The organism is Rurimicrobium arvi, from assembly GCF_039540495.1.
Taxonomy (GTDB): domain Bacteria; phylum Bacteroidota; class Bacteroidia; order Chitinophagales; family Chitinophagaceae; genus Rurimicrobium; species Rurimicrobium arvi.
On record NZ_BAABEZ010000024.1, the window covers coordinates 328,836 to 353,990 of the forward strand.

At 45.7% G+C, this 25,155-nt stretch carries 20 protein-coding genes; 6 read left to right on the forward strand and 14 right to left on the reverse strand.

All coding sequences use genetic code 11. From position 1 onward, the window contains the following. Positions 1–54: 54 nt before the first annotated feature. Positions 55–1,185, reverse strand: coding sequence for an acyltransferase family protein (locus ABD846_RS13945; RefSeq protein WP_344828308.1), 1,131 nt, complete (start codon positions 1,183–1,185; stop codon positions 55–57). A 158-nt stretch (positions 1,186–1,343) separates the two neighbouring features. On the opposite strand from ABD846_RS13945, the gene ABD846_RS13950 reads away from it, so the two are divergent. Then, the gene (locus ABD846_RS13950) at positions 1,344–1,850 is read left to right on the forward strand and encodes a C40 family peptidase (protein WP_344828310.1); all 507 of its coding nucleotides are present in this window, start codon (positions 1,344–1,346) and stop codon (positions 1,848–1,850) included. A 7-nt stretch (positions 1,851–1,857) separates the two neighbouring features. Here the strand turns inward: ABD846_RS13950 and ABD846_RS13955 are convergent, their stop codons facing one another. The 10 genes from ABD846_RS13955 to ypfJ form a co-directional block, all read right to left on the reverse strand. Then, positions 1,858–2,823, reverse strand: a complete 966-nt coding sequence (locus tag ABD846_RS13955; RefSeq protein WP_344828312.1) for a peptidoglycan DD-metalloendopeptidase family protein — start codon at positions 2,821–2,823, stop codon at positions 1,858–1,860. Between the two features lie 143 nt (positions 2,824–2,966). Then, complete coding sequence (locus ABD846_RS13960) at positions 2,967–3,254, reverse strand: T9SS type A sorting domain-containing protein (RefSeq protein WP_344828315.1); 288 nt, start codon at positions 3,252–3,254, stop codon at positions 2,967–2,969. A gap of 828 nt (positions 3,255–4,082) precedes the next feature. Continuing rightward, a complete protein-coding gene (locus ABD846_RS13965) occupies positions 4,083–4,856 on the reverse strand; it encodes an SH3 domain-containing protein (RefSeq protein ID WP_344828318.1) in 774 nt (257 codons plus the stop codon). 59 nt (positions 4,857–4,915) lie between these two features. After that, a complete protein-coding gene (locus tag ABD846_RS13970; protein WP_344828320.1) occupies positions 4,916–5,407 on the reverse strand; it encodes a hypothetical protein in 492 nt (163 codons plus the stop codon). A 16-nt stretch (positions 5,408–5,423) separates the two neighbouring features. After that, entirely contained in the window at positions 5,424–5,954 is a 531-nt protein-coding gene (locus tag ABD846_RS13975; protein WP_344828323.1) for a hypothetical protein, read from the reverse strand. A 544-nt stretch (positions 5,955–6,498) separates the two neighbouring features. After that, positions 6,499–12,903, reverse strand: coding sequence for a SpvB/TcaC N-terminal domain-containing protein (locus ABD846_RS13980; protein ID WP_344828326.1), 6,405 nt, complete (start codon positions 12,901–12,903; stop codon positions 6,499–6,501). Between the two features lie 486 nt (positions 12,904–13,389). Further along, positions 13,390–13,905, reverse strand: coding sequence for a hypothetical protein (locus tag ABD846_RS13985; protein WP_344828329.1), 516 nt, complete (start codon positions 13,903–13,905; stop codon positions 13,390–13,392). Between the two features lie 59 nt (positions 13,906–13,964). After that, positions 13,965–14,693 (reverse strand): hypothetical protein, encoded by a 729-nt coding sequence (locus ABD846_RS13990; protein WP_344828331.1) that lies wholly within the window; start codon positions 14,691–14,693, stop codon positions 13,965–13,967. 117 nt (positions 14,694–14,810) lie between these two features. Further along, a complete protein-coding gene (locus tag ABD846_RS13995; RefSeq protein ID WP_344828334.1) occupies positions 14,811–15,233 on the reverse strand; it encodes a response regulator in 423 nt (140 codons plus the stop codon). Positions 15,234–15,324: 91 nt separating this feature from the next. After that, a complete protein-coding gene (gene ypfJ / locus ABD846_RS14000; protein WP_344828336.1) occupies positions 15,325–16,182 on the reverse strand; it encodes a KPN_02809 family neutral zinc metallopeptidase in 858 nt (285 codons plus the stop codon). A 113-nt stretch (positions 16,183–16,295) separates the two neighbouring features. Between ypfJ and ABD846_RS14005 the strand changes: the two genes are divergently transcribed. The 4 genes from ABD846_RS14005 to argS all read left to right on the forward strand — a co-directional run bounded on the left by ABD846_RS14005 (position 16,296) and on the right by argS (position 20,664). Then, positions 16,296–16,835, forward strand: coding sequence for a hypothetical protein (locus tag ABD846_RS14005; RefSeq protein ID WP_344828339.1), 540 nt, complete (start codon positions 16,296–16,298; stop codon positions 16,833–16,835). Positions 16,836–16,852: 17 nt separating this feature from the next. Next, on the forward strand, positions 16,853–17,749 hold the full coding sequence (gene xerD / locus ABD846_RS14010) for a site-specific tyrosine recombinase XerD (protein WP_344828343.1): 897 nt from the start codon (positions 16,853–16,855) through the stop codon (positions 17,747–17,749). A gap of 27 nt (positions 17,750–17,776) precedes the next feature. After that, positions 17,777–18,727 carry an ion channel gene (locus ABD846_RS14015; RefSeq protein ID WP_344828346.1) on the forward strand — a complete coding sequence of 317 codons (951 nt, stop codon included), beginning with the start codon at positions 17,777–17,779 and terminating at the stop codon, positions 18,725–18,727. 137 nt (positions 18,728–18,864) lie between these two features. After that, the gene (argS, locus tag ABD846_RS14020; RefSeq protein WP_344828349.1) at positions 18,865–20,664 is read left to right on the forward strand and encodes an arginine--tRNA ligase; all 1,800 of its coding nucleotides are present in this window, start codon (positions 18,865–18,867) and stop codon (positions 20,662–20,664) included. A gap of 360 nt (positions 20,665–21,024) precedes the next feature. Here argS and ABD846_RS14025 read toward each other — a convergent pair whose 3' ends face one another. The 3 genes from ABD846_RS14025 to chrA form a co-directional block, all read right to left on the reverse strand. Then, complete coding sequence (locus ABD846_RS14025) at positions 21,025–22,239, reverse strand: phosphoglycerate kinase (protein ID WP_344828352.1); 1,215 nt, start codon at positions 22,237–22,239, stop codon at positions 21,025–21,027. Between the two features lie 61 nt (positions 22,240–22,300). Then, positions 22,301–23,644, reverse strand: coding sequence for a DUF58 domain-containing protein (locus ABD846_RS14030; protein WP_344828355.1), 1,344 nt, complete (start codon positions 23,642–23,644; stop codon positions 22,301–22,303). 9 nt (positions 23,645–23,653) lie between these two features. Beyond that, positions 23,654–24,871, reverse strand: a complete 1,218-nt coding sequence (gene chrA / locus ABD846_RS14035; RefSeq protein WP_344828358.1) for a chromate efflux transporter — start codon at positions 24,869–24,871, stop codon at positions 23,654–23,656. A 135-nt stretch (positions 24,872–25,006) separates the two neighbouring features. Here chrA and ABD846_RS14040 point away from each other — a divergent pair, with 135 nt between their 5' ends. Beyond that, positions 25,007–25,150, forward strand: coding sequence for a hypothetical protein (locus tag ABD846_RS14040; RefSeq protein WP_344828361.1), 144 nt, complete (start codon positions 25,007–25,009; stop codon positions 25,148–25,150). Positions 25,151–25,155 lie beyond the last annotated feature (5 nt).

Sequence of the window (25,155 nt, forward strand, 5' to 3'; positions counted from 1 at the left end):
TCCTATATATTAAATTTGAACTGGTAATGAAAAATTCGCTTTAGCGACTCATTATCAGTTTGAAAGATCCTTTTGATCGGGAGTTTCTGCGCTTTGCGTGCCGACCCGATCAGGTTTGCCTGACAACTTATCCAGAATGGCTTTTCTTTTCCGGAGCGCCGGTTCCTCAATAGCCGTAGTCATAATTACTGCAATCAGGAACGTGAGGGATATAAAGCATAAAAGGCCAATGGGAGTATTGCCGAATTGCGCTGTCAGGAACAATACAAACAACGGATGCCATAAATACCAGTTATAGCTGTAATAAGCGATAAACCGTAGCGCTTTCCATTTTGAAAAGTCCACATAATACAATCCCAGCAACATCAGGAAAAAGCATAACGGAACGATTGAATGGAAATAGACCCGGTTGAACAGCACACTGCCACAGTTTATGTTCGTGTAAAGGGCTGCAACGAAGAGTAATACGCCCAGGCCAAAAAACGGTAACTGTAATGTTGCCGACCGAAGTCTGTCTTTATAACGGGTGACCGCCATGTGCAGCAATACACCCCAGGCTAGTGCATCTATCCGATTATGCGTCGCAGAGTAGGTGTCTTTGCTGCGCGTAAAGAAGAACGAACAATATTTGAACAGCATGCCGGCTGCAATGGTAAGTATCACAAAAACGAGCAGCATTTTTTTGCGATGCTCCAGGGCCACAAAGCGCTGTAATACAATAAACATCAGAGGCAGCAATATATAAAAGTGTTCCTCGACACACAGTGACCAGACGTGATCAAAGCTCCAGTGGAACGGTTTGCCCGTATAATTCTGATAAAAAAATACATACCGTTTCAGATCCCACAATGGAATGATCTGCTCCGGGTGAGTATTGTGGTATAAAATCCATGCAATGCCATTACCTAACAGGAGGAAGACGTAATAAGAGGGCCAGATTTTAAAACCCCTTTGCAGAAAAAAGCGCCCGAAATGCACCGGTTCATTTCTTTCCAGCTGCCGGACGAGCATTCCTCCCACCAACAAACCGGAAATCAGGAAAAACAGGTCTACGCCCAGGTATCCGTAGGGCAGACTGAAATTGAAATGAAATAAAACAACGGTAATAATCGCGATACTTCTGAAAATATCTACGCTGGATATCCTGTCCTTACTGTTGATAATTTCTAGCGACTTAAATTTCATTAATTAATCTCCGGTGGAACAATGGTCCTTTAATTCCGACAAGATTGGCGTGCGCAAATGTAGCGCAAACGAAATAAGTAAATCAGGAGAACGGACATTATTTTATAATGGCAAGTGTAATTCGCATAAAATTGTGTGCTACAATATACTTTTGCCGCATGGGTAAATGCTGCAGTTATATTGTGCTGCTTATGAGTGTGCTGTTCTTCGTTGCGTGCAGGACAGCCCGTCCTGTTTCAAAAGAGGAAACTCATAACGGCGTAACCAAATTGCGCAGCAGGCATATGAAGCGACTGGTGGAATTTGCCGCTTTACAGTTGAACGCGCCTTACAAATGGGGAGGTTCTTCTCCAAAAGGATTCGACTGTTCGGGATTCACCTGGTATTGCTTTAATCATTCAGGGTTAACGCTTCCGCGTACAGCGCTGGAACAATCCACTTCCGGTAAGAAAGTACGGGGAAGAAAGGCAAAGACCGGGGACCTTATTTTTTTCAAAGGCCCCGATCACCAGCAAAAGAAAGTGGCCCACGTAGGTATTGTGGTTTCCGGCAGGAAGCAGAATATAAAATTTATCCATGCAGGCAGCAAAGGCATAACCATAAGCATGTTGCGGGAAGATTATTTCCGCAAACGCTTCAAGGGAATTCGCCGCGTGCGCAGGTGACTTCTTTCTAATTCGCGCTTATCTTGTCATCTTTTACCGGTGAATAATCGTGCTGTTTGTTCCCGTTTACGTTCAGGTTGTCAAAAAAGCACTTTATGCCGGTTGCGGTAGTCATATCTTCCATATTCTGAAGATGGAAGTGCAGATGCGGTTCTGAGGAGTTGCCGGAGTTGCCGCAGCGACCCAGCAATTGTCCGCGTTTAACTTTCTCACCTTGTTTTACCGAAATGGAATGCTGTTTAAAATGCGCGAAGAATACGTATTCGTTTGCCGCAGTACGTATAATAACGGTATTGCCCGGAACATAAACCGGGTTCAGCACTCCCGGCACGTTGTCTTTAATACCGTCGACAACTAATACCACTTCACCGTCACACGTAGCGAACAGTTCTTTTCCGAACGCATAATAATCCTCGTTTTTTGTACCGTCGTTTTTGTGTGAACTGCCGGAAGCGTCTGTAACGACAATATCAAAGGCATTTTTTTGAGCTTCGCTTTCCACATGATAATTGAGTTCTTTCGTGTCGCCGCCCCAGATCACCGTCCATTCACCTTTGAACGGCAACGCCATTTTCGTTGTATTGCGTTCCGGGCGGGCGATATTTATTTCCGTAAAGGGCTTTACAAGCAGACCATTGATTTGTCCGGCATCGTTAAGGGAGAGATTCACAGACAGGAGTGCGCGTTCAAATTGTGTTTTATACACCGCCATACTTTGGTCGTATCCGGCAAAGCTCTTTTTAATAATAGTACCTGCCTGCTCTTTTAATCCGTTCAGGAATGTACGCGTTTGTCCGACAGGCAGGTGCTCCTGCATTTCCGGGGAGAAGGACGCGTAAATTGCTTCGAATTGTCCGGTATTATAGCGGGCTTCAAAGCTATCAGCTGCAATTTTATAATGCGGTGGTTCCTGTTGGGAGCGTGCAGGTAATGCAATGATGCCGGCGCTTAAAAGGGAAAGTATTGTTTTCATGTCTTGTGTTTAACGCTGACCATTCAGCGAACACGAATGTAGTTAATTGTATAGCGAGCGATACCGTTACCGTTTATATTTCGGTAAGGAGGCGGTATACACCGCTAAAGTTTCGGTGAATGCAAATCAGAAAATCAAGCAGATTACATCCTGATCAACGTATACCCTTCAACGAGTCCGGCTACGCGTATTGTTACAATGTATGTTCCCGGTATCAGTGCTGAGAGGTCCATGGTAAATGAGCTGCATAACTGACTAAGCGTTAGTGTTGCTACGGCGATACCTTCCATGCTGTTTACTTCAATAAAGGCACTGCTTACCGGTTCATAAAATGTGCCTGTGACGAAGCCGGAGGTTGGATTCGGATTTAATCCGGATAGAAGTTTGTGTGTTTGCTGACCGGTATTGTCCCAGGGGGTGGGGTGCCGCATCACAATTGAAGGAACGCCTTATGCGGTTTCCTGCAGCATCGTATGCATAGGAAATGCGACAGTCTGAGGATTGTGCCGCCGCGTTGGTTAATGCCGTTACGGAACAGCACAGCAACAGGGATAATTTCGTAATTAAATTCATCTGTATGTCATTTGTCGTTTGATAATTTTTTATGGTACTGGTATTGATTCCCTGTTTAAAATGGCGATGCTTTTACGTCTGCGTCACCTTAATTTCAAACAGTAGTCATTATGCTGAATGCCTATACGTTCTAATATCCTGTAACCCGGTCGGAAATTGGCCTAGATATCTGCATTATTAATTTCGTATCTAATCAAGTGTATAGCTTTGCTTTATTTCCCCTATTCTGAGCCGTCTTTGCATTTATTAACTGTAAGGTGAACGGTTACATTTGTTGGTATTCCCTTATCCGACCCATCATCATAAACCGACTTGTAGGAGATTATATAAGTGTTGGGGTGGATGGCAGTGGTGACCGTTAGCGATTCGGGCGGTACTATTTTATATGGATTTTCGTTTGTTAGCAAATCGAACCCCTGAGTCTCATAGATTTTTTTAGCTTTTAGCCGCAATTCCTGCGTGCAGTACTTCCGGGCCAGGGAATCCAATTTTTTTCCGATGCTTTCTGGTGGTTCAAAAGTCCATACATAGCTTACAGCCCGGTAGAAATCTTTTAGCATAGTTTCTGCCTTAATCTGCGCATAGGTATTAGGGGAGCCATGGATATCAGTAATGCCATTCCCTGTATCGCAATATATTTCCTCACGAGAAGTTCTTTTCGTTTTTAGTGTTGTAGGCTTTGTTCATTAATGTTCCCGTCTGTCTCGTCTGACTTTGTTTTTCAAACTCCGGGACATGTCATTAAATCTCAGAATGCGGCTTTTGTGAACATAGCCTGTCAGCGCTTTTAGGTTTTCAGTCCTCGCGACCTGCCACCAGTCCGTATTGCCATTGGGGATATAGTAGAAGTAATCCCTGTCGGTTAAGGTGCCTGTAACTTTTGCGGTTGATGACGGACCGTTCCTGATATTGACATAACCGTCCTTATCGTTCACGCTACCAACAAGGAAAAGTTTTTCGTGAGGAACATTATTATTAATGATTGAATTCAGAGAAGTACCATCGTTAAGCCAGATGTATTCAATAATGGACGGACTATCACAACTTAGTTCGAAATAAATGGTGTTTGTCGCGGAAACATTTACAGGTATGATCAATCCAAACTCCAGCCCTTCTTCACTTACTTTGGCACTGTCAATAAGCTGAAACAGTTTTTTTTCGGGAAGGCCTGCGGAGAGCTCTGTACAAAAGGATTTCAGTTTTCCAAAGATATTAGTATCTCGTTGCGCATCCCAAAACACCTCTTTTAATAGGCCAATATCTGTTCGGGATGCGCATACAATAACGTAAAACTTCTTAATGAAACTTTTATAATAGTGCTCCTGCTGCTTCAACCATCGCTCGTGGGCATTGACTGTCGATTGTGCTCTTGCCGGAGATATGAAGCAGAAGCAAATTATTGCTGTCGCTGATAAGAGTTGTTTTTTGAACTTTTTCAAAATGTCGTATTCTTTCATCATATTCTTCAAGTCGCGTTATAGTCCCTTTGCTGCCTATTTATCTCGGAGGCTAATGCCGTTTACCTGCTTCGCTTTTTTAAAAAGTAGCTTTCTCGTGAGTGAGCGTTGATATTTACAACACATGCCTGATATGTTTCAATATCTAGGCGGATTTTGGTGCTGTTTTTTTTACAGTAGTAATCAGCGGAAAAATAATCGCCCCCATCCACTTCGTCCGGATCAGAAAACGACTCGTTATTACTGGACAGAACAGCAACTCCACTGATTTTATCAGACGGGTACTTGCCGGTAAGTATAAGTTCAAATTCCAGACTGTCAGGCATTTCTTTTCGATGAGCTAAAGACTGCTTTTTTATTGCGAGCTTTGCCATAGGTGAGCTGCCGGAACTACAATAATAAAATGAGTCAGGTAAATTGAAATTCCTTGTGGACGCTGCTGTTTCAGTAAGTATCGCTGGCTCAATATTTGTTTTTAACGCCTGTTTCTTTCCTGTGGAGCAGGACGCCAACGGGAGTATCATTAACAATCGCATCAATTGATTGCGTGACATAATTGTACGTTTAACACTATTCATTGTTTGCCGGAGAGATTTTATATAATGTGTAGTCCGAGTCTACACAAGATGGAATTTTAGAATGCCAGATCAATAGATGAAGCCTGTTGCCCGGACGTCTTTCAATGCCGAACGATAGTTCTACTGTTTCTGAATTGTAATCGTACGAGGAGTCACATATATAATCCTCACCGGTATTTTCGTCCAGAATAAGCGAGCTTTCCGGTACCCACGGATTACCGTTTTCATCATCCAGGACCAATAGTGATGCCTGGCCTTTGAACTTTATTGAATCTTCTGAGTGTGTTATTATACTCAATTGAAAATCTTTTTTATGTTCTGATGCGGAATATATTTTCAAATAGATAGTTAAGCCTGCCGTTTTTTTGGTGTAGGTAATCGTCGAATCCTGATGCGATCGGATATTCGCTGAAACCGACGCGGATTTCAACTTTCCGGCTGTCTGATACTCTTTGGTATCTGAATGGCAACCTGCCACCATTAATATTGTTGTAAGCAGTGCAATACGTTGTAATATTTTCATGTAATTAGGCTCATTTAACGTTAGACTGATGCGCATGCAATTTTCAAATTCCTATAATCGCATAATACTGTCCGCTACTTTATTTCGCTTATTCTGTAGCCGTCTTTGCACCTGACTACCACTACATGCAATGTTACTGCTGTCGGGATGCGTTTGCCTGATGCATCCTGGTCTATTGATTTGTATGACACGATGTATGAGTTGGGTCGTGTATCATTAATAACTATTAATGATTCCGGTGGCACTATTTCATAGGAATTTTCATTCATCAACAAGTCGAAACTGGTAGTTTCGTATGTTTTCTTCGCTTTTAATCTCAGCTCACGTGTGCAATATTTTTGTGCTAAAGAATCCAATTGGCGACCTACCATACTTATACTTACATCCGGTGTGGCGTTAGTCCATACATAGCTTACAGCCCGGTAGAAATCTTTTAGCATAGTGTGAATGTATATGCTTGATTGATTTGTTTGTGCCTTACATAAATTGCCGACGAGCACTAGTGAAATGATTACTGTTGTTTTTTTTAACATGTTTATATTTTTTAAAAGGTTGTCCATCTGAAAATTTGAAAACTTGGATTACATCTCCTGTAGTTGGCACCGGGCCAGAAAGGTTGATTTTGTTTAAAGTCAGAGATCCATTGTCGGCCATTATACATTTGTATGTGCCCGTAAGGTATGCCGGTTTTAGGATCAAACGCTCCTCCTGGTGGTCCTTTAATTACTGCAATGTCACCTTTCATGTAGAGGTTTGTATTGACAATTGAAAATCCTAATTTGGGGAGAAAAGCTCCATATTGCCACGCCGCTACCGGATGCCCATATGTATTAATGCCGCCAGCTTCTAAAGCTAATCTAACGTAGTATGCACATTTTCCTGTAGAATGGTTCAGCGCATTGTTATTTAGCCAATTTACTGAATTGTCAATATCGAATTTTCCGCGAGTTTTGTAATTAACTTCTAAAGAGGTATTAATTCTTGCTACTGATGTCGCATTTCGCGATTGTGTAAGCACAGATTTACCATAAATAACGAACTCCCTGGTCGTGTAAATATCATCATCATCTTCTCCGCCTCCCTCAACATCAATAGAGTAATCGTATACCAGTGCCTGTGAATAGGAAAAGGAAACCCCAAACCCGATTCCCTGCGAATTTATCCCAAAGGGACCAATGGTAGCGTACATTCCACCGTGTTCACTTACGCCGACTCCAATTCCGGTTACATTAGTGGAGAATCCATTGTATCCTCCCGGCCCCCAGCCAACATTCGCGAAAAATCCGCTTTTAGTTCCCCAGCCCGCATTGGCGGAAAATCCTCCACCTCCGATGCCCGCGGACGCATAAGTATTTCCACTGCTGAAGTCATGGCCCACTGTCAGGTTTAAACTTAATGGCGTATTCGGAATACCTACGCCCACGGTGAGCCCCACATTAGCCTTCCCATCATTACCCATACTGTAATTGGGCATGAAGTAAATGATGTCTCCGCTCGGATCTGTGTATTTGAGCGGATTGTTCCAGCAATAGGAATACCTGTTGTAACTCTGTGTGTTCCCGGGATCCTGAACATAGTTGTCTGGTCTGAGCATTCTCCCATTTAAAGGATCGTACAGCCTGCCGTTCATGTTAATGAGACCATATTCCGGAAACATTTCATGGCTGGTGTAACCACGGAACAGCCAGTCCGGCTTTTTATAGGCACTAGCAGTATAATCCCATGTGTCAGGGTTGCGTTCTCTTCCCCATGGATCAAAAGCCTGCCGGTGAACCACATTACCCGTTTCGTCTGTAATCGCTACAATTGACCCCAGATGATCGGTGTAAATGCCATAATAGTCAAAGCGTCCTGAGACACCGTCAGCCACTACCACGCCGCAGATGTTTCCATCAGAAGAATAGATATAATGAAGCATTTGCAGACTTTTTCCGGTAATTCGCTGCGCCTCGAATTCATTGAAGTAAACTCTTTGTCTGGAAAGGGCGCCTCCCTGCTTTTGCTCACTGTAAGCCCTTTGTTCATCCGGACCGTAATAAAAGTCTTCTTCGTAAGGAATTGAGGTAATGGTTTCTGTAATCTTTTCCACTTTGTTGAACCCGGTATACGATATGTTCTGTGTTTCATGGCTGACGAGGCGGCCGGGATCAGATATGCTTGTTACAGCGTTACGAATAGCCCCTCCGTACTTAAAATTGCCGGCATCGGTCTTACTGATAATCTGCCCGAAACTGCCATAGAAGCGCGTATCGTAACTTACGTCAATTGATGGATGGGATCCTGCGGGCAGACTTCCTCCAGGGGTAATTGCGGCGGCAGAACTGGTTAGTCGTTCCGCTCCGTCATAACTGAAGGATTCTCTTGTATTACTTATCTTATCACTTCTGTCAGTCAGATTTCCGTTTGCATAATTATAATTCATAGAAAGAGATAACACTCCCAATGCATCGATAGAAGTTGGGTGTCCATTAGTGTAATCATATCTTGAATTGATTCCATCTACTCGTTTAAACGCCGTAAGTTGGTCATCTCCGTTTGCGGATGACGCTTCAAACAGTGTTTTTTCTTTAAGCCCCCCGGAAAGATAAGTCGTAACCTTTTTCAGGTAGCCATTTACGTCATAATAGTTAAGGGTTTTAAAGCCGCTGTTTAAATAGCTGGATACAAGCGGGCGTCCGTAGTTATCGTAGGTGTAAGACTTTTCAAAAATGCCTATCGGCGTAGTTCGGGTATGTCGCGTCAGTCCGCTACCGGTCGTATAGTCAAATTCATCCGTTATAGAAACACCTCCATGGCTGCTGGTAACCTTTTTTAAGCGATAATCCTTATCAATACCATAATACTCATAAAACGTTGTGCTATAACCTGAGATGTTCTTTGAAACCGCACGCCCAAGCAAATCATATTCGAACGTTGTCACTTTGCCATTAGGGTCTTTCTCGGACATTAGTTGACCATACACGTTATAGTCGTAAGCAATGGTTCCGGCGTCGGGGTCAATCATTTTTTTCAAATTGCCCCAGTTATCATATTCTCTTCTTATGAGTGTCGCGTAGGGTGCGCTTATGGTGCCCATTCCACTCGATATTTCATTGCCCCGGCTATCATATTCAAAGTGAATGGTACCTGTTATGTTGTCGGAAATTTTAATTGTCTTGCCGGTACCATCTGTTACATTTGATTTAACTCTGCCGTCGGGATAATTTACGGTTGTAGTCGCCAGGCCGTCTCCCTGAGTGTACGTATATGTTGTTGTACCACTGAAATCTGTTACTGAAGCAAGTCTGTTCAGCGCATCGTAAGTCTTTGTAGTTATCCTCGGCGTCTCTGTATTATAGAACTCGTTAGTTGCGGTACTTGTATTTCCTCTCGCATCAAAAGTTTGAACTGATTGTTTCCATCCGGAAAAGCCTTCAGTTTCCCTTCGCAAAGTCCTGCCCAAAATATCATAGTACGTTTTTGAATCCGGAGCCGCCGGATGACTTTCTGAAGTATAATAAACCTCATTTCCCGAACCTCCGAAACCTCTGGAATAATTAATGGTATAATAGATTCCCGGTGCAGTATATATGCGCTTGGATATAAGAACTCCAAACTGATCGTAAGTAAACCATGTTTCCAATCCGTTAGCCGCAATTGTTCTTGTCGGTTTGCCCCAAAAACTGTGCCATTGAGTTTTGGTGTAGCCGCCAAGAGGGTCAGTTTCCTTAATGCAAAAGCGATGATAACTTGTTTCATATTCAAATTGCTGGACGATCGTTTTGGCTGGATACGATCCCATTTTTATCTTTTTGATTATGTTCCCATAAGCATCATATTCGCAGGAGTCTTTTGAAAACAAACCCGATGATCCGTCAAAAGCTTTGTGAGATACCAAAGCTCCATTACTGTTATAGCCAAAGCGGTCCGTTTGAGTAAACGGAGGAAGTGATCCGCGTGTAACGGTTTGGGTCACCTCTATTGGCAGGTGCGGAATTGCTGAAACACCAGCTTTGGTAAACGTAGTTTTTGTGGATGAGTGTGATAATGGCGCAGACCCTATAATAGTAGTTTTATTAAGCTCGGATTCTGTCGTTATGATATTGCCGTAGCTGTCAAACGTATTGGATGTTGTAGTAATTAACTGCATTAAAGGATCTTCCTCGCTTGTCGAATTTAATTCGCACTTGAAACGGTAAGAAGGGCCGCTGACTCCGGAAAATGAGTAGTTATACTGAGTCTCTGATATCTTAAGACTTGGAAAATGCTGATACGAAATTCTTCTTCGTATGTAAGGTCTGATGTAAGTTTCATCAAGCCCATATTGCGTCTCCACACGTACGTTCAGACTGAAATCAATTGCCTGAATGATTTTGAAGCCTAATACGCCTTTAGCTGCGCGGTGCATCAGCAGATTTGAATAGATATACTTAGTTCGATTCTCTCCGCCGATGCCATTGGGCTGACTGGCCTCCGTCACTACATAAATGGGTAAACTGGAATAGTTATAGGGATATACCGGAGACGGATCTTTAGTATAGAATGATCCGTCCGATTGAGACAATGGTTTATAGTTAAAGCTGGTCACATGCCCCATTCCATTTCGTATTCTGGAGAGAAATCGACTCTGGTCATTTTTTTTAAAGAAGAACTGACGCATTTTATCCTTATCGAATGCCTTCAGGGAAATCTCTGATTGTCCATCGCCGTTTACATCGCTGAGTACGGGAGCAATAACTTCTGAAATTGCATATGGTACGGTATACTGATGTTTGTCGATCAGGTTTGTTTTTTCAGTATGCCCCTTGAAATTGTAAAAGACAAAGTCCGCGTTGTTGAAATATTCCGCTTCGTTGGTGCAATATTTCCTGGCATGCCAGATGTCGCTTTTGCCATCTCCGTCGTAATCTCCTACATACAGGAAATCAGCTATGTCGGATACTGATTTTCCACCGCTTCCTGTAACGACGCACCTTTTATTAAATTGCGGGCTCATTACAAAGGGGATTTCTTTAAAATCGGTGCCGGTGGAGTAAGCAATTGCCGTATTGAGATAGCCGGGTTTTTGAGCTATAACAAGGTCACTTTTTCCATCACCGTTGAAGTCCCCTATGCCCAATACTTCATGGTAATTTTGCAAGGGATAACCGCCACTGTAGAGTTCTTTAAATACATATGTCCCCGATAGCTTAATGATAGTTCCGATCCACGCAAAATGCGCCGACGATAAAGTAGAAGGTACGTAGGTTAGAATGTCGGTTCGTCCGTCCCCGTCGAAATCCAGCGTGGATGCCGGTTGCTCATTCATCCACGCAGCTTCCCTCGCAGAGGCTGTCGTGCCCGGCGTCCAGCTTGCTTTAACTCTTTGGTTAAATAGCCCATACCGGGGAAACGAAACATAAAAATTGTAGGAAACAATCCCGCTGGACGGGTTTGTATTTTGCGTAAGGTAGGCAAACTCACTAATCCCGTCCCCATCAAAATCGCCGATAAAAACTGAATTCTTATCCGCTAACTTGTGCCCTCCGGCAATTGCATCAGGGGCATAGTTCTCAACGGTAAAGCCTGAGCTCCCTTTTCCCATTTTGGAATAGTAGATCGTCACCCCATTGTATGTATTTCCGCTTCCTACATTCATAAAAAGAAGATCGTCTTTACCATCTCCGTTGAAGTCGGCCTGAAGAAAGTGGTTGCCTTTTTTATCGGTATTTTTCTGATAGCCTATCAAATATTTTGAATTGGAGGATGATGATGGGAATGTAACGGAACTACCGGGTATGGCTGTATACGATCCTGAGGCGTTTTGTGAAAACAACTCAAAACCTAAATAATTTCGATCCCAACGATACGACCCACCTGTATAATCAAAACTGGCTTTTAAAATTTCACTTTTTCCGTCGCCATCAAAATCACCTGACATAATATCATAGTTAACTGAAGTAGGGGAACTTGCTGAGTATGGGATGCTTAAATCTGTTTCTGTTTCCTCGAATTCACGTCCGTTTTCTCCATACAAAAAGCGCGTTTCATTGATTGAAGAAGATCCTGAACCTTGCAGCTGAGCAATGCTTTTCAAATAAGATGCCTCAGCATTCCTGCCATAGGTCAGACGGAATTCAGTATAAATATAATTTTCGTCTTTTGAAGATATTCCTGTCAGTAAATACGATGAGTTACGCGTTCCTCCCCGGTGATAAATGATGTTTTTATCAGACCGTTCCTCATAATAGAATCTAATTCGACTATAAGGGGTCATCCCGGTTACATCATTTCCTGTGTAGTTAATTTCTGCAATTCTGAAATCTCCGCCTGTATTGGTATACACAAACTCTATATAATTGCCGTTTACGTCTCTTATCTTACTCAGGTACCACTCCATTACCACTGAATTGTCATCGTTCATCATTCGGGAATCTGAAGAGCTCCCATACTCCATAATTGTGCCGTCTTTGCTGACAACTTTGAAGGATTCCGGCCCACCCCCAATATTGCCGTAGGAGGTTGTCAAAGAATAATTCTCTTCTTCACTCACATAAGTGGTTCCATGATCTCCATTATTGCCGGTTTGAGGGATAAGTCTCTGGCCTTGTAATACAAAATGGTCGTAGTTAGAATAAGTTACCACGCTGTTGTCTCCCTCATGAAAATTATCATCCCCGGTTCTGTTTATTGCGGAAATGCCATTGATACTCCATCCTCTACCCATAAGTCCGTCTCCATGCTGAGAACTATACTCAAGGGAAATGGCAGGGGCCATCCCGGATGTACCTGGTGCGCATGGAACAGGAATTGAATATACTGCGGCTCCGCAAAGATTGACCGTAGCATTTCCGGTAATACTGCCCACAGGCTTAGTTACATCAACGCCACTGTTAAAGGAAGTCTCCGTATGAAGAGGCGCGTAAAGTTGTGACTTCGCATTATAGTTACAAGTCAGCATGAAAGATAAAAGTAGGAATCGTCTGAGCATATCAATAATTCGTCTGTTTGGTCAATTGTTCTTCTGAAAGTCTTCATTTGTCGGTTTTGAGTGGTAAGCGCCAGGCAATACATAGCCATCACCACGATCTGATTTCGTGGCGCGGTGTTCCTTCCGGAAACAGGAAGGGAATTCTGCAGTACTGAATGATTAAAACCCATGCTCGCTTAAAGGAACACGGTTTATTGGAGAGATGTCAGATATTCTGTAGCGGCTATTCCGGTACAAATGATCTTTGAAAAATGTTTCGTCTTAAGGACGGGATTGGCGGGAGAAATATTTGTCGGCGATGAATGGATACCGCTTTACCGCACAAAAATAGCTTTTTGTATCTTATATGCAGTACTTTCCTGTGGTGCATTTTTTGTAATAAGTACTTAAATCCGTAAGTCTGAAATGCTTCGGATCAGAAATTTTTTTTAAAGTGGGAGTACTGCTCGGGAAGCAGTTATGACTAAATGAAATTTACAGAAACGATCAGAAAAGACGTCCTTTCGTACAGCTGCAAGGATGTTGTTTCGCGAATGCATCACTCACGCAGGCGCTTGTCTCCCGGCAGCTCCAACCGTACATGCCGTCGATAAATAACAGTCGCGGATAACAGCTTGCTTCCCCCTCACAGATAAAAAAGGTACTCATCAGCGAAAATGCTTTTCCCTCGGCTTGTCCGAAGTCCAGCCTGCCATTCGTATTACGCAGCCATTTCACCAGTGTGCGGTTGGATGTATGTGTGGTACACTCCAGGTAATGCCAGGTGTGATTGTTCACAACCGCAGTGCGCAAATGCACCGCATCAAATTCGGCCTCCTTGTTCGGGAATTCCCGGTTGATTGCCCGTAATAATTTGTCCGGGTCAATGATCAGTGACGCCGTATGCTTATCCGAGACTTCTGCGATCACGAGCTGTTCGCTCAATTGTAAGGTGTCGCTGTTCTTTTGCGCACGGCATATGACGCTGCACAGCATGATGAGGATAAAATACGCGCGTTTCATAGAGTCGGTTTCCTCTTTAACGTTTCGTAAGCCCGTTCATTGTCCGAGCCAGACGTTATCTACAATTTATTCATGTAGTAGACCACCCCTTCGTTTTCGATCACGAGTTCATTAGGCTGGCAATTGATCACCCGGAAATTGCGTTCGTCCTTACCGGCAGTGTAGAGCATTCCTTTTTCATATTGCTGAACGATCCAGGAGGGTTTTGCTTCCGGATCGTTGAATCCGTATATCTTACCGGTAATAGTTTCCGGTGTTTCCTCAATGGACACCAGACGAATGATTCGGTACTTCCCCGCTGTGTCTAAAGGCTTATTACTGGTGCGCTTGTAGCATTTCCAAATCCCGACCAATGGTTCGATACGGTCGGGAACAGTGCCGTTTTTCGGACTGATAGCGGGCCGGAAAGTCACGTTATTGCCATTGCGCAGACTTGCGGGCCTTTTATTGTACCGTTGCATGATCAGCTCCACGCCGTCCTGACCGGCCAGGTGCATACGGTCTCCTTCAAGCTCCAGTATGTCAAATTCATTGGGCCCTATCTCCAGTGTGGTGCCGGTAAGCTTTGCTTTCAGCCGGGGAGCCGAAGGGGTGGTTTTACCCCATACGCACATGGTGCCGGAAAGGAATTCGAAATACAAAGTGTCGCGGAACTTTACAGGCTGGCCCGCCTGTATACGGACGGTTTCCCGCCAGGGACCTTTCAGACTTTTAGGATCAATGAGCTTTGCCTGCACAAGAGTACCGGCAAACAGCAGATAGCAAAAAAAGAAGAAAGATCTTTTCATAAGTCTGTTTTATATAAAGGTGGAGCAGAATGCCTGCACCCAAATATATTAAGTAAATGGCATGAATTTACGTGCTGCACCGGATGTGCAACACGTAAAACCTGATTGGCATGTGAGCTAGGCTATCCTTTTGCGGATTTGGTAGTTTTCGCGGGCCCGGTTGGTGAACCTGGCAACCACTTCCTCATACTTTCTCAGATCCGATGGTTTGGTCACGAAACCTGAAGCTCCGTAAGCTTTAAACTCGGAAATGATATCAGGATTATTCGTAGTGGAAAATCCCATCAGTTCTGTGGTAAAATCCGCAAGACGGGGATATGTTTTTTTAAGAAACTCAACGCCGTTCATCAGCGGCATGTTCATATCCAGTAAGATGAGATCAAAAGGGGGAGGACATGTGTGCTCCAGCAGCGTTAAAGATTCGAGACCGTTAGAACAAAAATGTAATTGGATTTTCTCCGGCAAACCTAACTCCTCGACCGTTTCTGCAAAAAGACCTTGCTCATCGGCATCGTCATCAATCATTAATATTCTCGGCATCGGCATAGTTAACAAATGTAACCAATTCACGCTCCAAAACCTAGCATTACATAAATATCACGGTGAATTAATGCTTTATATGACAAATCGCTTACAATTCAGCAGTGTCAAATGTATTTCCCTGGTTGATGTCGCCGGTTTCATATCCTTTCTTAAACCAACGGATTCGTTGCTCCGATGTGCCGTGTGTAAATGCGTCCGGTACCACAAATCCCTGCGATTGTTTTTGCAGATTGTCATCTCCAATTGCGTTGGCGGCATTCAGTGCATCGTCGATTTCCCCGGGTAGTAGGATGTGCTGTTCGTTTTGCGCATAGTGTGCCCAGACGCCGGCCAGAAAATCTGCCTGCAATTCCAGCTTAACAGACAAACGGTTTGCCTCAGCCTCACTCATATTGGCCCGCTGCTCTTCAAATTTCCGGGTGATACCCAGCAAATTCTGTACATGATGTCCCACTTCGTGTGCAATAACGTATGCCATAGCCGATTCGCCGGGTGCATTGAATTTTTCCGATAGTTCGCGAAAAAAAGAAACATCAATATACACGTCACTGTCGGCCGGACAGTAGAATGGCCCTGAAGCGGCATGCCCCTGTCCGCAGGCAGTCGGACAAGATCCGCAGAAGGATTTCAGTTTGGGCTTTTCATAAACAAGCTGCATTTTACTGAATTGCTCAGACCAGATATCTTCTGTCGATGCGAGGGTGCGGCTCGTAAAACTTTGCAATTGCTGGTTTTTGCTGTCAGTATTGTCGCAGGTGCCGGCGGCAACTGTCGGATTTACGCTCTGGATCGCGTTCAGAACAGATTGCGGATTTTTGCCGGTAAGCAATGCCACGACGATTGCGATGATCACTGCAATGCCGCCACCGATCAGCTTGCGCCCGCCACCGGTGCTCCCGGTGATATCTTCAAAGTTGTCGCTTTCGCGTCTTCCTCTCCAGTCCATATATGGTTAATTTGATTCAAAAATAAGCCCGGATGTGCATAACCCGTTTTTTTTGCACATGATCTTTTAAAACCAAAGCGTTGATTATTTTTGCGGACTAACCCGATACGACAATGGAAAATTCAAGACTTCAGGACGATTTGCTCAGGGAATTCCGGGAGGAAAAAGAGATGATAGCCACCCAGCTCGATAAGCTGGTGCCTTTAGGTGTGGCGCTGCGTAAGCCGGTAGCTGCACGGGTATTGAATAAAATTGTATTGCTGGTAACCGAACTGCTTTGCTATTGTGCTTCGCTGGGAAGCATTGTCTTTGCTGTATTCAGAGACCGCATTTATCCGTTTTATATTCTGTCCCGCCTGCGTCTGCATCCGGAAACGTCGGGCTTCTCAAAGGTGGAAGTGGAATACCTGTATTGGTCCACTGCGGTAATGGCAGCTCTCGTCGCATTTCTTTTTATCGTTATTGGCCGTTGTCTGAACCGGATACGTCGCAAAAATGCAATCCTGCAAATGGCTGGTAATGATGTAAAGACGATTGTGGGCGAACATCTGAAACGAAAAGCTGCGCTTGACGCCATCGATCAGCGCCATTTCGGTATCCTCGATCCTTTACCGGCGCCGGATGTCGTGGCAGTGATGAATCAGGGTTACTAAATAAATAATCAACTTTTGTGTCTGAGGCGTATCTGAAAAGTTTTCAATCTTATCTGAGTCTCGAACGCTCAATGTCTCCGCACACAGTGGAGGCCTACCTGCACGACGTACGTTTTCTGTTTGCCTACCTGAATGAACGCGAACTTTCTTTCAGGCAGGTGCAGCTTCCGGATCTGCAGGAGTTCCTGGTGTCTTTTGCGGCAACGGGTTTGTCGGCCAATTCCCAGGCACGGGTACTCAGCGGCGTTAAGTCGTTCTTTCGTTTCCTGTTGCTGGAGCGCGAAATAGATGATGATCCCACGCAATTACTTGAATCCCCCAAATTAACCCGGCCCTTGCCGGTAGTGCTTTCCGTTGAGGAAATTGACAGCATGATCGCATGTATCGATCATAGTAAACCTGAAGGCCAGCGCAACCGTGCTATCATTGAAGTGATGTACAGTTGCGGATTACGGGTATCTGAGCTCACCGGTTTACAGCTTTCCGGTTTGTTCCTGGATATAGACCTGATCCGTGTAAGGGGAAAAGGGGATAAAGAGCGGCTTATCCCGATAGGGACTTCGGCCATCCGGCAGATAGAACTGTACCGCGATGCTGTCCGCTGCCATGTGCCCGTGCAGCCTTCCTGTTCGGATGTGCTGTTTCTGAACCGACGCGGCGGCTCTCTCAGTCGTGTGTCTGTGTTTAATATCATTAAAGATCTGGCGCTTAAGGCAGGTATCAGAAAGAACATACACCCGCACACCCTGCGTCATTCTTTTGCGACGCACCTGGTTACGAATGGGGCCGACCTGAGGGCGGTGCAGGAAATGCTCGGCCACAAAAGCATTACCACCACGGAGATATACACGCACCTGGATAAGGCCTACCTGCGTACTGTGCTGGAGCAATTTCATCCCCGTTATCATGGATAGTTTATACTACATTTGAGACGCTACAATATGGCCAGAGAAAGAAACAATAAACGCAGTATTGAAAACAGCGGCTTCGGCTCCAATACCAGTGCCGAAGGACGCCGGCTTGTGAATAAGGATGGAACACTGAACCTCAGGAAGACCGGTGCGGGAATACTCGAGAGGATAAGCTGGTATCACGTATTGCTGCGTCTTTCACGTGCGCGCTTCCTGGTTGTGGTCTTCTGTTTTTATACGGTCATTAATCTGTTGTTTGCCTGCATTTACCTGGCCATTGGTCCGCAATGCCTTAAGGGTTCCTCCGAAGTAAGCGGTCTTTCTGCGCGTTTTCAGCAGGCATTTTTCTTCAGTTCACAAACGCTTACAACCGTGGGGTACGGACACATCAGTCCGGACGGACTCACGGCAAATGTGGTTGCGTCGCTCGAGTCGTTTATGGGTATCATGTCGTTTGCATTGGTAACAGGACTGTTCTTTGCCCGTTTTTCGCGCCCGCGCGCCTACCTCGTATTCAGTCACAACGTGCTTGTGAGCCCGTATAAAACGGGTAAGGCTTTGATGCTCAGGGTGGCATCGCAGCGTAACAATCACCTTACGGATGCCGAGGCACAGGTAACCACCGCATTTCATGTAATTGAAAACGGACAGCGTGTTACGAAATTCTATCAGTTGCCTCTGGAGATTGCGCAGATCAATTCGCTGGCGCTCAGCTGGACACTCGTGCATGTATTGGATGAAGAAAGTCCGTTTTACAACATGAGCGAACAGGCGCTTCGCGACTCAAGGCTGGAGCTGATGGTAACGGTTAAAGCTTTTGACGACCATTATTCCAATACCGTACAGCAACGCACCTCTTATACTGCTGAAGAGCTGATTTACGGAGCGCGGTTCAATCCGGCATTCCGCCGCTCGGAAGATGGTGGCACAACCCTGCTGGAACTAGATAAAATAAATGATTACGAAAGAGTGGCAGTATAACCTTCTTTATTGCAGTACTGCCATTTTCGCGCATTGGCGTATAAGCTGTGTGTTTCCTTTTTTCAAAAGCGTTTCTTAGCCCCAACACCCTGTTTTCGGGCTTTATTGATTATTTTCGTGGCCCAATTTTTCCAGATATGCTTACCCAACAAATAAAAAGCGCTGCTTTGGAAGCGCTGCAACATTTTTTTCCTGATCAGAGCTTCGACCTGGGGCTTATCAGTGTGAATGAGACGAAATCAGAATTTACGGGCGATTACACCGTGGTATTATTTCCTTTCGTAAAAATGCTGCGCCAGAAGCCCGACGAACTGGGTAACACACTCGGGGTATGGCTCACTGAGCAACATCCGGAACTGTTCACCGCATTCCAGGTAGTAAGCGGCTTTCTGAATCTTACCGTAAATGATCGCTTTTTCCTGGATATGCTGTCCCGCAACTGGAACAACCAGTGTTACGGAACAGCTGCCGCCAGCGGCAAAAAAGTGATGATCGAATATTCTTCGCCCAACACGAACAAACCGCTGCATTTCGGTCACCTCCGGAATAACTTTCTGGGTTATGCCGTAGGCAATATACTCAAGGTGAACGGTGATACGGTAGTCAAAGCGAACCTCGTAAACGACCGTGGTATTCATATCTGTAAGTCTATGGTGGCCTGGCAGCATTTTGCCCAGGGTGCCACTCCGGAATCTTCAGGTATAAAAGGCGATCATCTTGTAGGCGACTATTACGTCCGTTTCAATGACGAATATAAAGCCCAGGTAAAAGAGCTGATGGCTTCGGGTATGTCGGAAGAGCTTGCAGAAAAGGAAGCACCGATCATGAAAGAGGCACAGCAGATGCTGCGCGCATGGGAGGCCGGGGACGAGGCTGTGGTGTCGCTCTGGAAACAGATGAATGCATGGGTGTATGCAGGATTTGATATCACCTATAAAAACCTTGGGATCGATTTCGACAAATTCTATTACGAAAGCAATACTTACCTGCTTGGGAAAGCCATTGTGGAAAAAGGACTGGAGAAAGGAGTACTGTTCCGCAAGGAAGATAATTCCGTATGGATAGATCTTACGGCAGACGGACTCGATCAGAAGTTGCTGCTGCGCGGAGACGGCACTTCTGTGTATATGACACAGGATCTGGGTACTGCTGTGCTTAAATACAATGATTTCGGACTGGACCGTTCGGTATATGTGATCGCGGATGAGCAGAATTACCACATGCAGGTGCTGCAGCTGATTTTGAAAAAGCTCGGTGAACCCTGCGCCGATGGTATCTTTCACCTCTCTTACGGTATGGTGGAATTGCCTTCAGGGCGTATGAAAAGCCGGGAAGGAACCGTAGTGGATGCGGATGATATGATCGAGGAAATGATCAGCATGGCTGAACAGCAGACGAAAGAAAACGGTAAGGCAGACGGATTTTCCGGGGAAGAACAAAAGCAGCTTTACCGAATGATCGGACTGGGGGCTCTGAAATTTTACCTGCTGCGCGTAGATCCGAAGAAGAAAATGATTTTCAATCCGCAGGAGTCAATAGACCTGCATGGCTTTACTGCGACATTTATCCAGTATGCCCATGCACGTATTTGTTCGGTATTACGTAAAGAGCAACTGCCGGTGATGCCTGCTGCGGATGTTTTTGCAGGTAAATCTATCGGCGAAGGATTGTTTGAGGCTGAAAAGCATATTCTGAAGATGCTCGAGCAATATCCGGTTGCAGTAGAGACTGCTGCAAAAGAAATGAGTCCGAGCGTACTATGTAACTATTGCTTCTCGCTGGCGCAGGCTTTCAATACTTTTTATGACCGGCACAGCATTGCAAAAGCAGAATCTGAAGAGAAAAAGCAGATGCGGCTGATGACGGTGGTGATGATCGCGCGTACGCTGCGTCACGCAATGTCTATGCTGGGTATTGAGCTGCCGGAAAAAATGTAAGCCGCAGGTTTCGACTCAGACCGGCAGCCCGAGAATTTTACACCGTAATAAAATACAAACAGCCAGGCAATACCTTTCAACAGGAAGAAAAGAAAACCCAGTATGCCGAGTCGCCGCAGCCAGTTTTTCTTGTTGGCCGGCTTTTCCGGTCCGGGTTGCGATTCAAAGTTGTTCACGGGACAAATAATTTGAATTGCAAAAGAAACAATTCTGTGACAATTCTGTTTCAATAATCGGGAATTGCATTTATAAAAAGCGAAACAAGCCGTCTAGAGGACGGCTTGTTTCGTTTGGATAACGTATCAAACAAAAACGCCCCGTACCCAAAGGTGCGGAGCGTTTTTCGACAGGTTTATTTGCTTAATCAGCTTTTATAGCGGCAATACCCGGAAGGGTTTTGCCTTCAAAAAACTCCAGCATTGCACCACCACCGGTAGACACGTAACTTACCTTGTCTGCGTAACCGAATTTATTGACAGCCGCAACAGAATCGCCGCCGCCAACAAGTGAGAATGCCCCTTTTTCGGTAGCAGCCACTACAGCTTCCGCAATGGTACGGGTGCCGTTCTGGAATTTTTCCATTTCAAACACGCCCATAGGACCGTTCCACAGGATCGTTTTACTACGGCCAATTACTTCTGAGAAGGCGGTACATGCTTTAGGCCCGATGTCCAATCCCATCCATCCGTCAGGGATTTCAGTATTGTTTGCCAGGTCTGTGTTGGCATCAGCAGCAAATTTGTCTGCAGTAATGCTGTCTTCCGGCAGGTGGATATTTACGCCTTTTGCTTTGGCTTTTTTCAGCAGATCATTGGCCAGTTCCAGGCGATCGTCTTCACAAAGAGAAGAACCGATTTTGCCGCCCTGCGCTTTGAAAAAAGTATACGCCATACCGCCACCGATGATAATGTCTGTAGCCTTATCCAGCAGGTTCTCGATGATCAGTATTTTGTCGGAAACTTTTGCGCCACCGATAATTGCCGTAAACGGCTTTTCTGCATGATGGAGCACCTGTTCAGCAGAACTTACTTCTCCCTCCATCAGCAAACCGAACATTTTATTATCCGCGCTGAAATGCTCAGCCATAACAGCTGTGGAAGCGTGCGCACGGTGAGCAGTTCCGAATGCATCGTTTACATATACATCGCCGTAGGAGGCCAGCTTTTTCGCGAATTCAGCGCCGCCTTTCTCTTCTTCTTTATAATAACGAAGGTTCTCGAGCAGCAATACCTGGCCGGGCTGCAATGCAGCTACTTTTTGTTCTGTAGCCTCGCCCATACAGTCGTCAGCAAATTGCACCGGAGTGCCCAGCAGTTCGCTCAGGCGGTCTACGATACGGCTCAGGGAAAAGTCCGCTTTGGTGAGTTCCGGCTTTTTCTCCATGTCTTTTATCGGACGTCCCCAATGGCTCAGCAGAACCACAGATCCGCCATCGGCAAGTACTTTCTTTATTGTTGGTAAAGCAGCGCGGATACGGGTGTCGTCACCTATCACATTATTTTTGATCGGAACGTTGAAGTCTACGCGGATTACTGCTTTTTTATCCTTGAAGTTAAACGAGGAGAATCTGGACATATGTCGGGAATTTAATTCGGGTTATCAAATATGGAGCGCAAAAGTAAGGAAGATTTGCGGCTTACACCATTTGCCTCGATTTCAGCTCCAGGTATTTGTTGATCACATTGACGGTGAGATCTTTCGGTTTGCTCAGCACGGCAAGTATCCCATGCTTGCGTAATTCCCTGACGATCTGGCGTTTTTCGTAGTCGAAACGGGCCGCAATTGTTTGTGTGTAAATCTGTTTGAGGGTTCTGGCGTCCTGGCGGCTCAGCTGATGTACTGCGGTGTTTTCGAAAAAGATCACGCACAGCAGGTGCCTGCGGGCCATCTGGCGCAGGTAGGGTAGTTGCCTTTCCAGCGAAGCCATGGTCTCAAAATTGGTGAACAGCAATAACAGGCTGCGTTGATTGATTTTTCGCGCCACCTGCTGCTGTAATTGCTCGAAATCACTTTCACGGAAATCTGTCTCCTGCCGGTACAGGGCTTCACGGAGCACTACAAATTGTTTGTTACGGCGGTCTGCGGGCACCACCTCTACCTGGTCCCCGGAAAACGTGATCAGTCCCGCGTTGTCCTGTTTGTGCAGGGTTACGTAGGATAAGGCCAGCGATGCATTGATCGCGTAATCGAGCAGGCTCAGCCCGTCGAAAGGCATTTTCATGGTCCTGCCTTTATCAATGATGCAATAAATCTGCTGCTGACGGGTATCCGTATAGGTATTGAGCATGGCCGTTCCGCGCCGGGCAGTGGCTTTCCAGTTCATGCTGCGGATATCATCGCCCGCAACATATTCTTTTATCTGTTCAAACTCCAGGCTATGCCCGAGTCTCCGCATTTTTTTGGCTCCTGCGGCATTGCTGTCGCTCAGGGCCATCAGCTGATATTGCCGCAACTTCAGAAAGGAGGGATACACTTTTATATCTGTCTGTTCTCCGCAGACGAAGCGCCGGCGTAACAGATGCAGCGGGCTCTCCGCATACACCAGTATGTGTCCGAACGAATAGAGGCCCCGGCTTTGCGGACGAAGCTGATAGGTATGACGAAAGATCGTTCCCGCAGGCACATTAAACTGCATACGGAAATCACGGTTCTGAAATTGTACCGGTAATTCGTCGATAACCTGCAGACTGCCTGCAAACGGAAAGTCGTTCCGCAGTTCGATGCTCATTTCGTTCTCGTCTCCCAGGCTGAAGGCCTGCACATTGCTGCGCTGAGCACTGATTCCGCGCGATCTGCCAAACAGCAATATCAGATCACAAAGTGTGAACAGTATCCACAACACCATCAGCGCATAAGCCGGAGTGACCAGCACCGGAAAGAAATAGGCGGCAAGAAACAGTACGGCATTGCCGAGCACGATAATATACCAGCGCGGGCTGATAAAAATATCCTTGAAGAAACGAATCGGAGCTGCTTTCATGTTTGTCGCTTACAGACTGGTGACCCATCCGAGTAATATCCAGCCCATCACGATAAAGGGGGCGGGTATCTTGGTAAATTGCAAGATACAGAAAGTAATGCCTGCTATCACAATATTCACGATTTCCACGTTGGCGCTTGGAGACCGGAACAGGATCAGCCCGGAAGCCCATACCATTCCTACGATTGCAGCGTTGATACCCTCGATGGAACGGTAGATGATCACATAGTTTTTGAGGCTCTGGTACAGCGGGAACAGGAACAGCATCATCAGTGTGCTCGGCAGGAATATTCCGACGGTGGCCGTAACGCAGCCGAGTATCTGCCATAAAGGCCCTTCCGAACTCATCGCAATACCACCCACAAACGTACATATGGAAAACACCGGTCCCGGTACTGCCTGCAACATACCATATCCCGTCATAAGCTGACTCTGGGTGAGCAGGGGCGTCTGTGCCAGGTGTTGCCTGCGGGTAACGAACTGGTACAGCATCATCGGTATTAACGCTTGTCCGCCACCGAATACAATGCTTCCGAAACGGTAGAAGTTTTCAAACAGATTGAAGATGCGCCGGTGCTGCCAATGTTCGATCCTTGCCCATTCTGAAAGAAAACCGGCGACAAGGAATACGCCGACGAACACCCACAGCACATCCCAGTTGACCTTGAAGCTGGTGGGATTCTGGCCCGGTATCCGCTTATCGCTGAAATTGCTGATGAATCCCGCGGAAAGAATGATCAGCGGGAATACCCAGGGTGATTTGATAAAAATGGTGACAAGCGCACTTCCGATCATAATACCCCAGGTGGCAGGATGCTTCACGCTCTTGTTCATCATCTTAATGGCGGCATAGGCGATAAACCCCAGCGCCATAGGCTGCATAAAGCGGAATAATTGCGTTTGCAATGTATTCGAGTCGAGGTACAGCAGCAGAAACGACAGCAGGGTCATGATCAGCGTTGCCGGAAGAATCCAGATCAGCAGCGTCAGCAGAGCAAGCGGTACCCCTCCGCGGCGGTAAGCGATCAGGAAAACCGTCTGAGAAGACGAAGGACCAGGCAGTATCTGGCAAAAGGCGTTGTATTCGAGGATCTCTTCTTCCGTCACATCTTTTCGCTTTTGGGAAAAGGTCCGGATCATCATAGCCATATGCACCTGCGGTCCGCCGAATGCGGTGCAGGCGTACATCAGTACGGCTTTGAGAAACGGAATATGACGTAGCAGCATCAACGGGCGTGCAAATTTGCGGGAAAAGTAGCTACAATCCCCAGTAAATACAAGGCAAGTGCGTTTTTTGGGGTGAAGGGCTGGAAAATTGAAATAACGGTCGTACCTTGCCGGCAAATTTAACAAATCCGTTTTATGATCGCTAACCCAATAGTTCTGAACGCTCTGTATGATGCCGGTAACAAAGTAGGTGTTGCTATGTGCTGGGTTACCAGCCTGATTCTCACTGCCGAACTGGCGTACGTAATGTTCAAATACGTGTTTGCTAAAAGCAAATAATAACC

What these genes read in the sequence shown, in the direction of transcription:
- ABD846_RS13945 (WP_344828308.1), bottom strand. Translation starts at nt 1,185, where the DNA reads ATGAAATTTAAGTCGCTAGAAATTATCAACAGTAAGGACAGGATATCC.
- ABD846_RS13950 (WP_344828310.1), top strand. Translation starts at nt 1,344, where the DNA reads ATGGGTAAATGCTGCAGTTATATTGTGCTGCTTATGAGTGTGCTGTTC.
- ABD846_RS13955 (WP_344828312.1), bottom strand. Translation starts at nt 2,823, where the DNA reads ATGAAAACAATACTTTCCCTTTTAAGCGCCGGCATCATTGCATTACCT.
- ABD846_RS13960 (WP_344828315.1), bottom strand. Translation starts at nt 3,254, where the DNA reads ATGCGGCACCCCACCCCCTGGGACAATACCGGTCAGCAAACACACAAA.
- ABD846_RS13965 (WP_344828318.1), bottom strand. Translation starts at nt 4,856, where the DNA reads ATGATGAAAGAATACGACATTTTGAAAAAGTTCAAAAAACAACTCTTA.
- ABD846_RS13970 (WP_344828320.1), bottom strand. Translation starts at nt 5,407, where the DNA reads ATGTCACGCAATCAATTGATGCGATTGTTAATGATACTCCCGTTGGCG.
- ABD846_RS13975 (WP_344828323.1), bottom strand. Translation starts at nt 5,954, where the DNA reads ATGAAAATATTACAACGTATTGCACTGCTTACAACAATATTAATGGTG.
- ABD846_RS13980 (WP_344828326.1), bottom strand. Translation starts at nt 12,903, where the DNA reads ATGCTCAGACGATTCCTACTTTTATCTTTCATGCTGACTTGTAACTAT.
- ABD846_RS13985 (WP_344828329.1), bottom strand. Translation starts at nt 13,905, where the DNA reads ATGAAACGCGCGTATTTTATCCTCATCATGCTGTGCAGCGTCATATGC.
- ABD846_RS13990 (WP_344828331.1), bottom strand. Translation starts at nt 14,693, where the DNA reads ATGAAAAGATCTTTCTTCTTTTTTTGCTATCTGCTGTTTGCCGGTACT.
- ABD846_RS13995 (WP_344828334.1), bottom strand. Translation starts at nt 15,233, where the DNA reads ATGCCGAGAATATTAATGATTGATGACGATGCCGATGAGCAAGGTCTT.
- ypfJ (WP_344828336.1), bottom strand. Translation starts at nt 16,182, where the DNA reads ATGGACTGGAGAGGAAGACGCGAAAGCGACAACTTTGAAGATATCACC.
- ABD846_RS14005 (WP_344828339.1), top strand. Translation starts at nt 16,296, where the DNA reads ATGGAAAATTCAAGACTTCAGGACGATTTGCTCAGGGAATTCCGGGAG.
- ABD846_RS14015 (WP_344828346.1), top strand. Translation starts at nt 17,777, where the DNA reads ATGGCCAGAGAAAGAAACAATAAACGCAGTATTGAAAACAGCGGCTTC.
- argS (WP_344828349.1), top strand. Translation starts at nt 18,865, where the DNA reads ATGCTTACCCAACAAATAAAAAGCGCTGCTTTGGAAGCGCTGCAACAT.
- ABD846_RS14025 (WP_344828352.1), bottom strand. Translation starts at nt 22,239, where the DNA reads ATGTCCAGATTCTCCTCGTTTAACTTCAAGGATAAAAAAGCAGTAATC.
- ABD846_RS14030 (WP_344828355.1), bottom strand. Translation starts at nt 23,644, where the DNA reads ATGAAAGCAGCTCCGATTCGTTTCTTCAAGGATATTTTTATCAGCCCG.
- chrA (WP_344828358.1), bottom strand. Translation starts at nt 24,871, where the DNA reads ATGCTGCTACGTCATATTCCGTTTCTCAAAGCCGTACTGATGTACGCC.
- ABD846_RS14040 (WP_344828361.1), top strand. Translation starts at nt 25,007, where the DNA reads ATGATCGCTAACCCAATAGTTCTGAACGCTCTGTATGATGCCGGTAAC.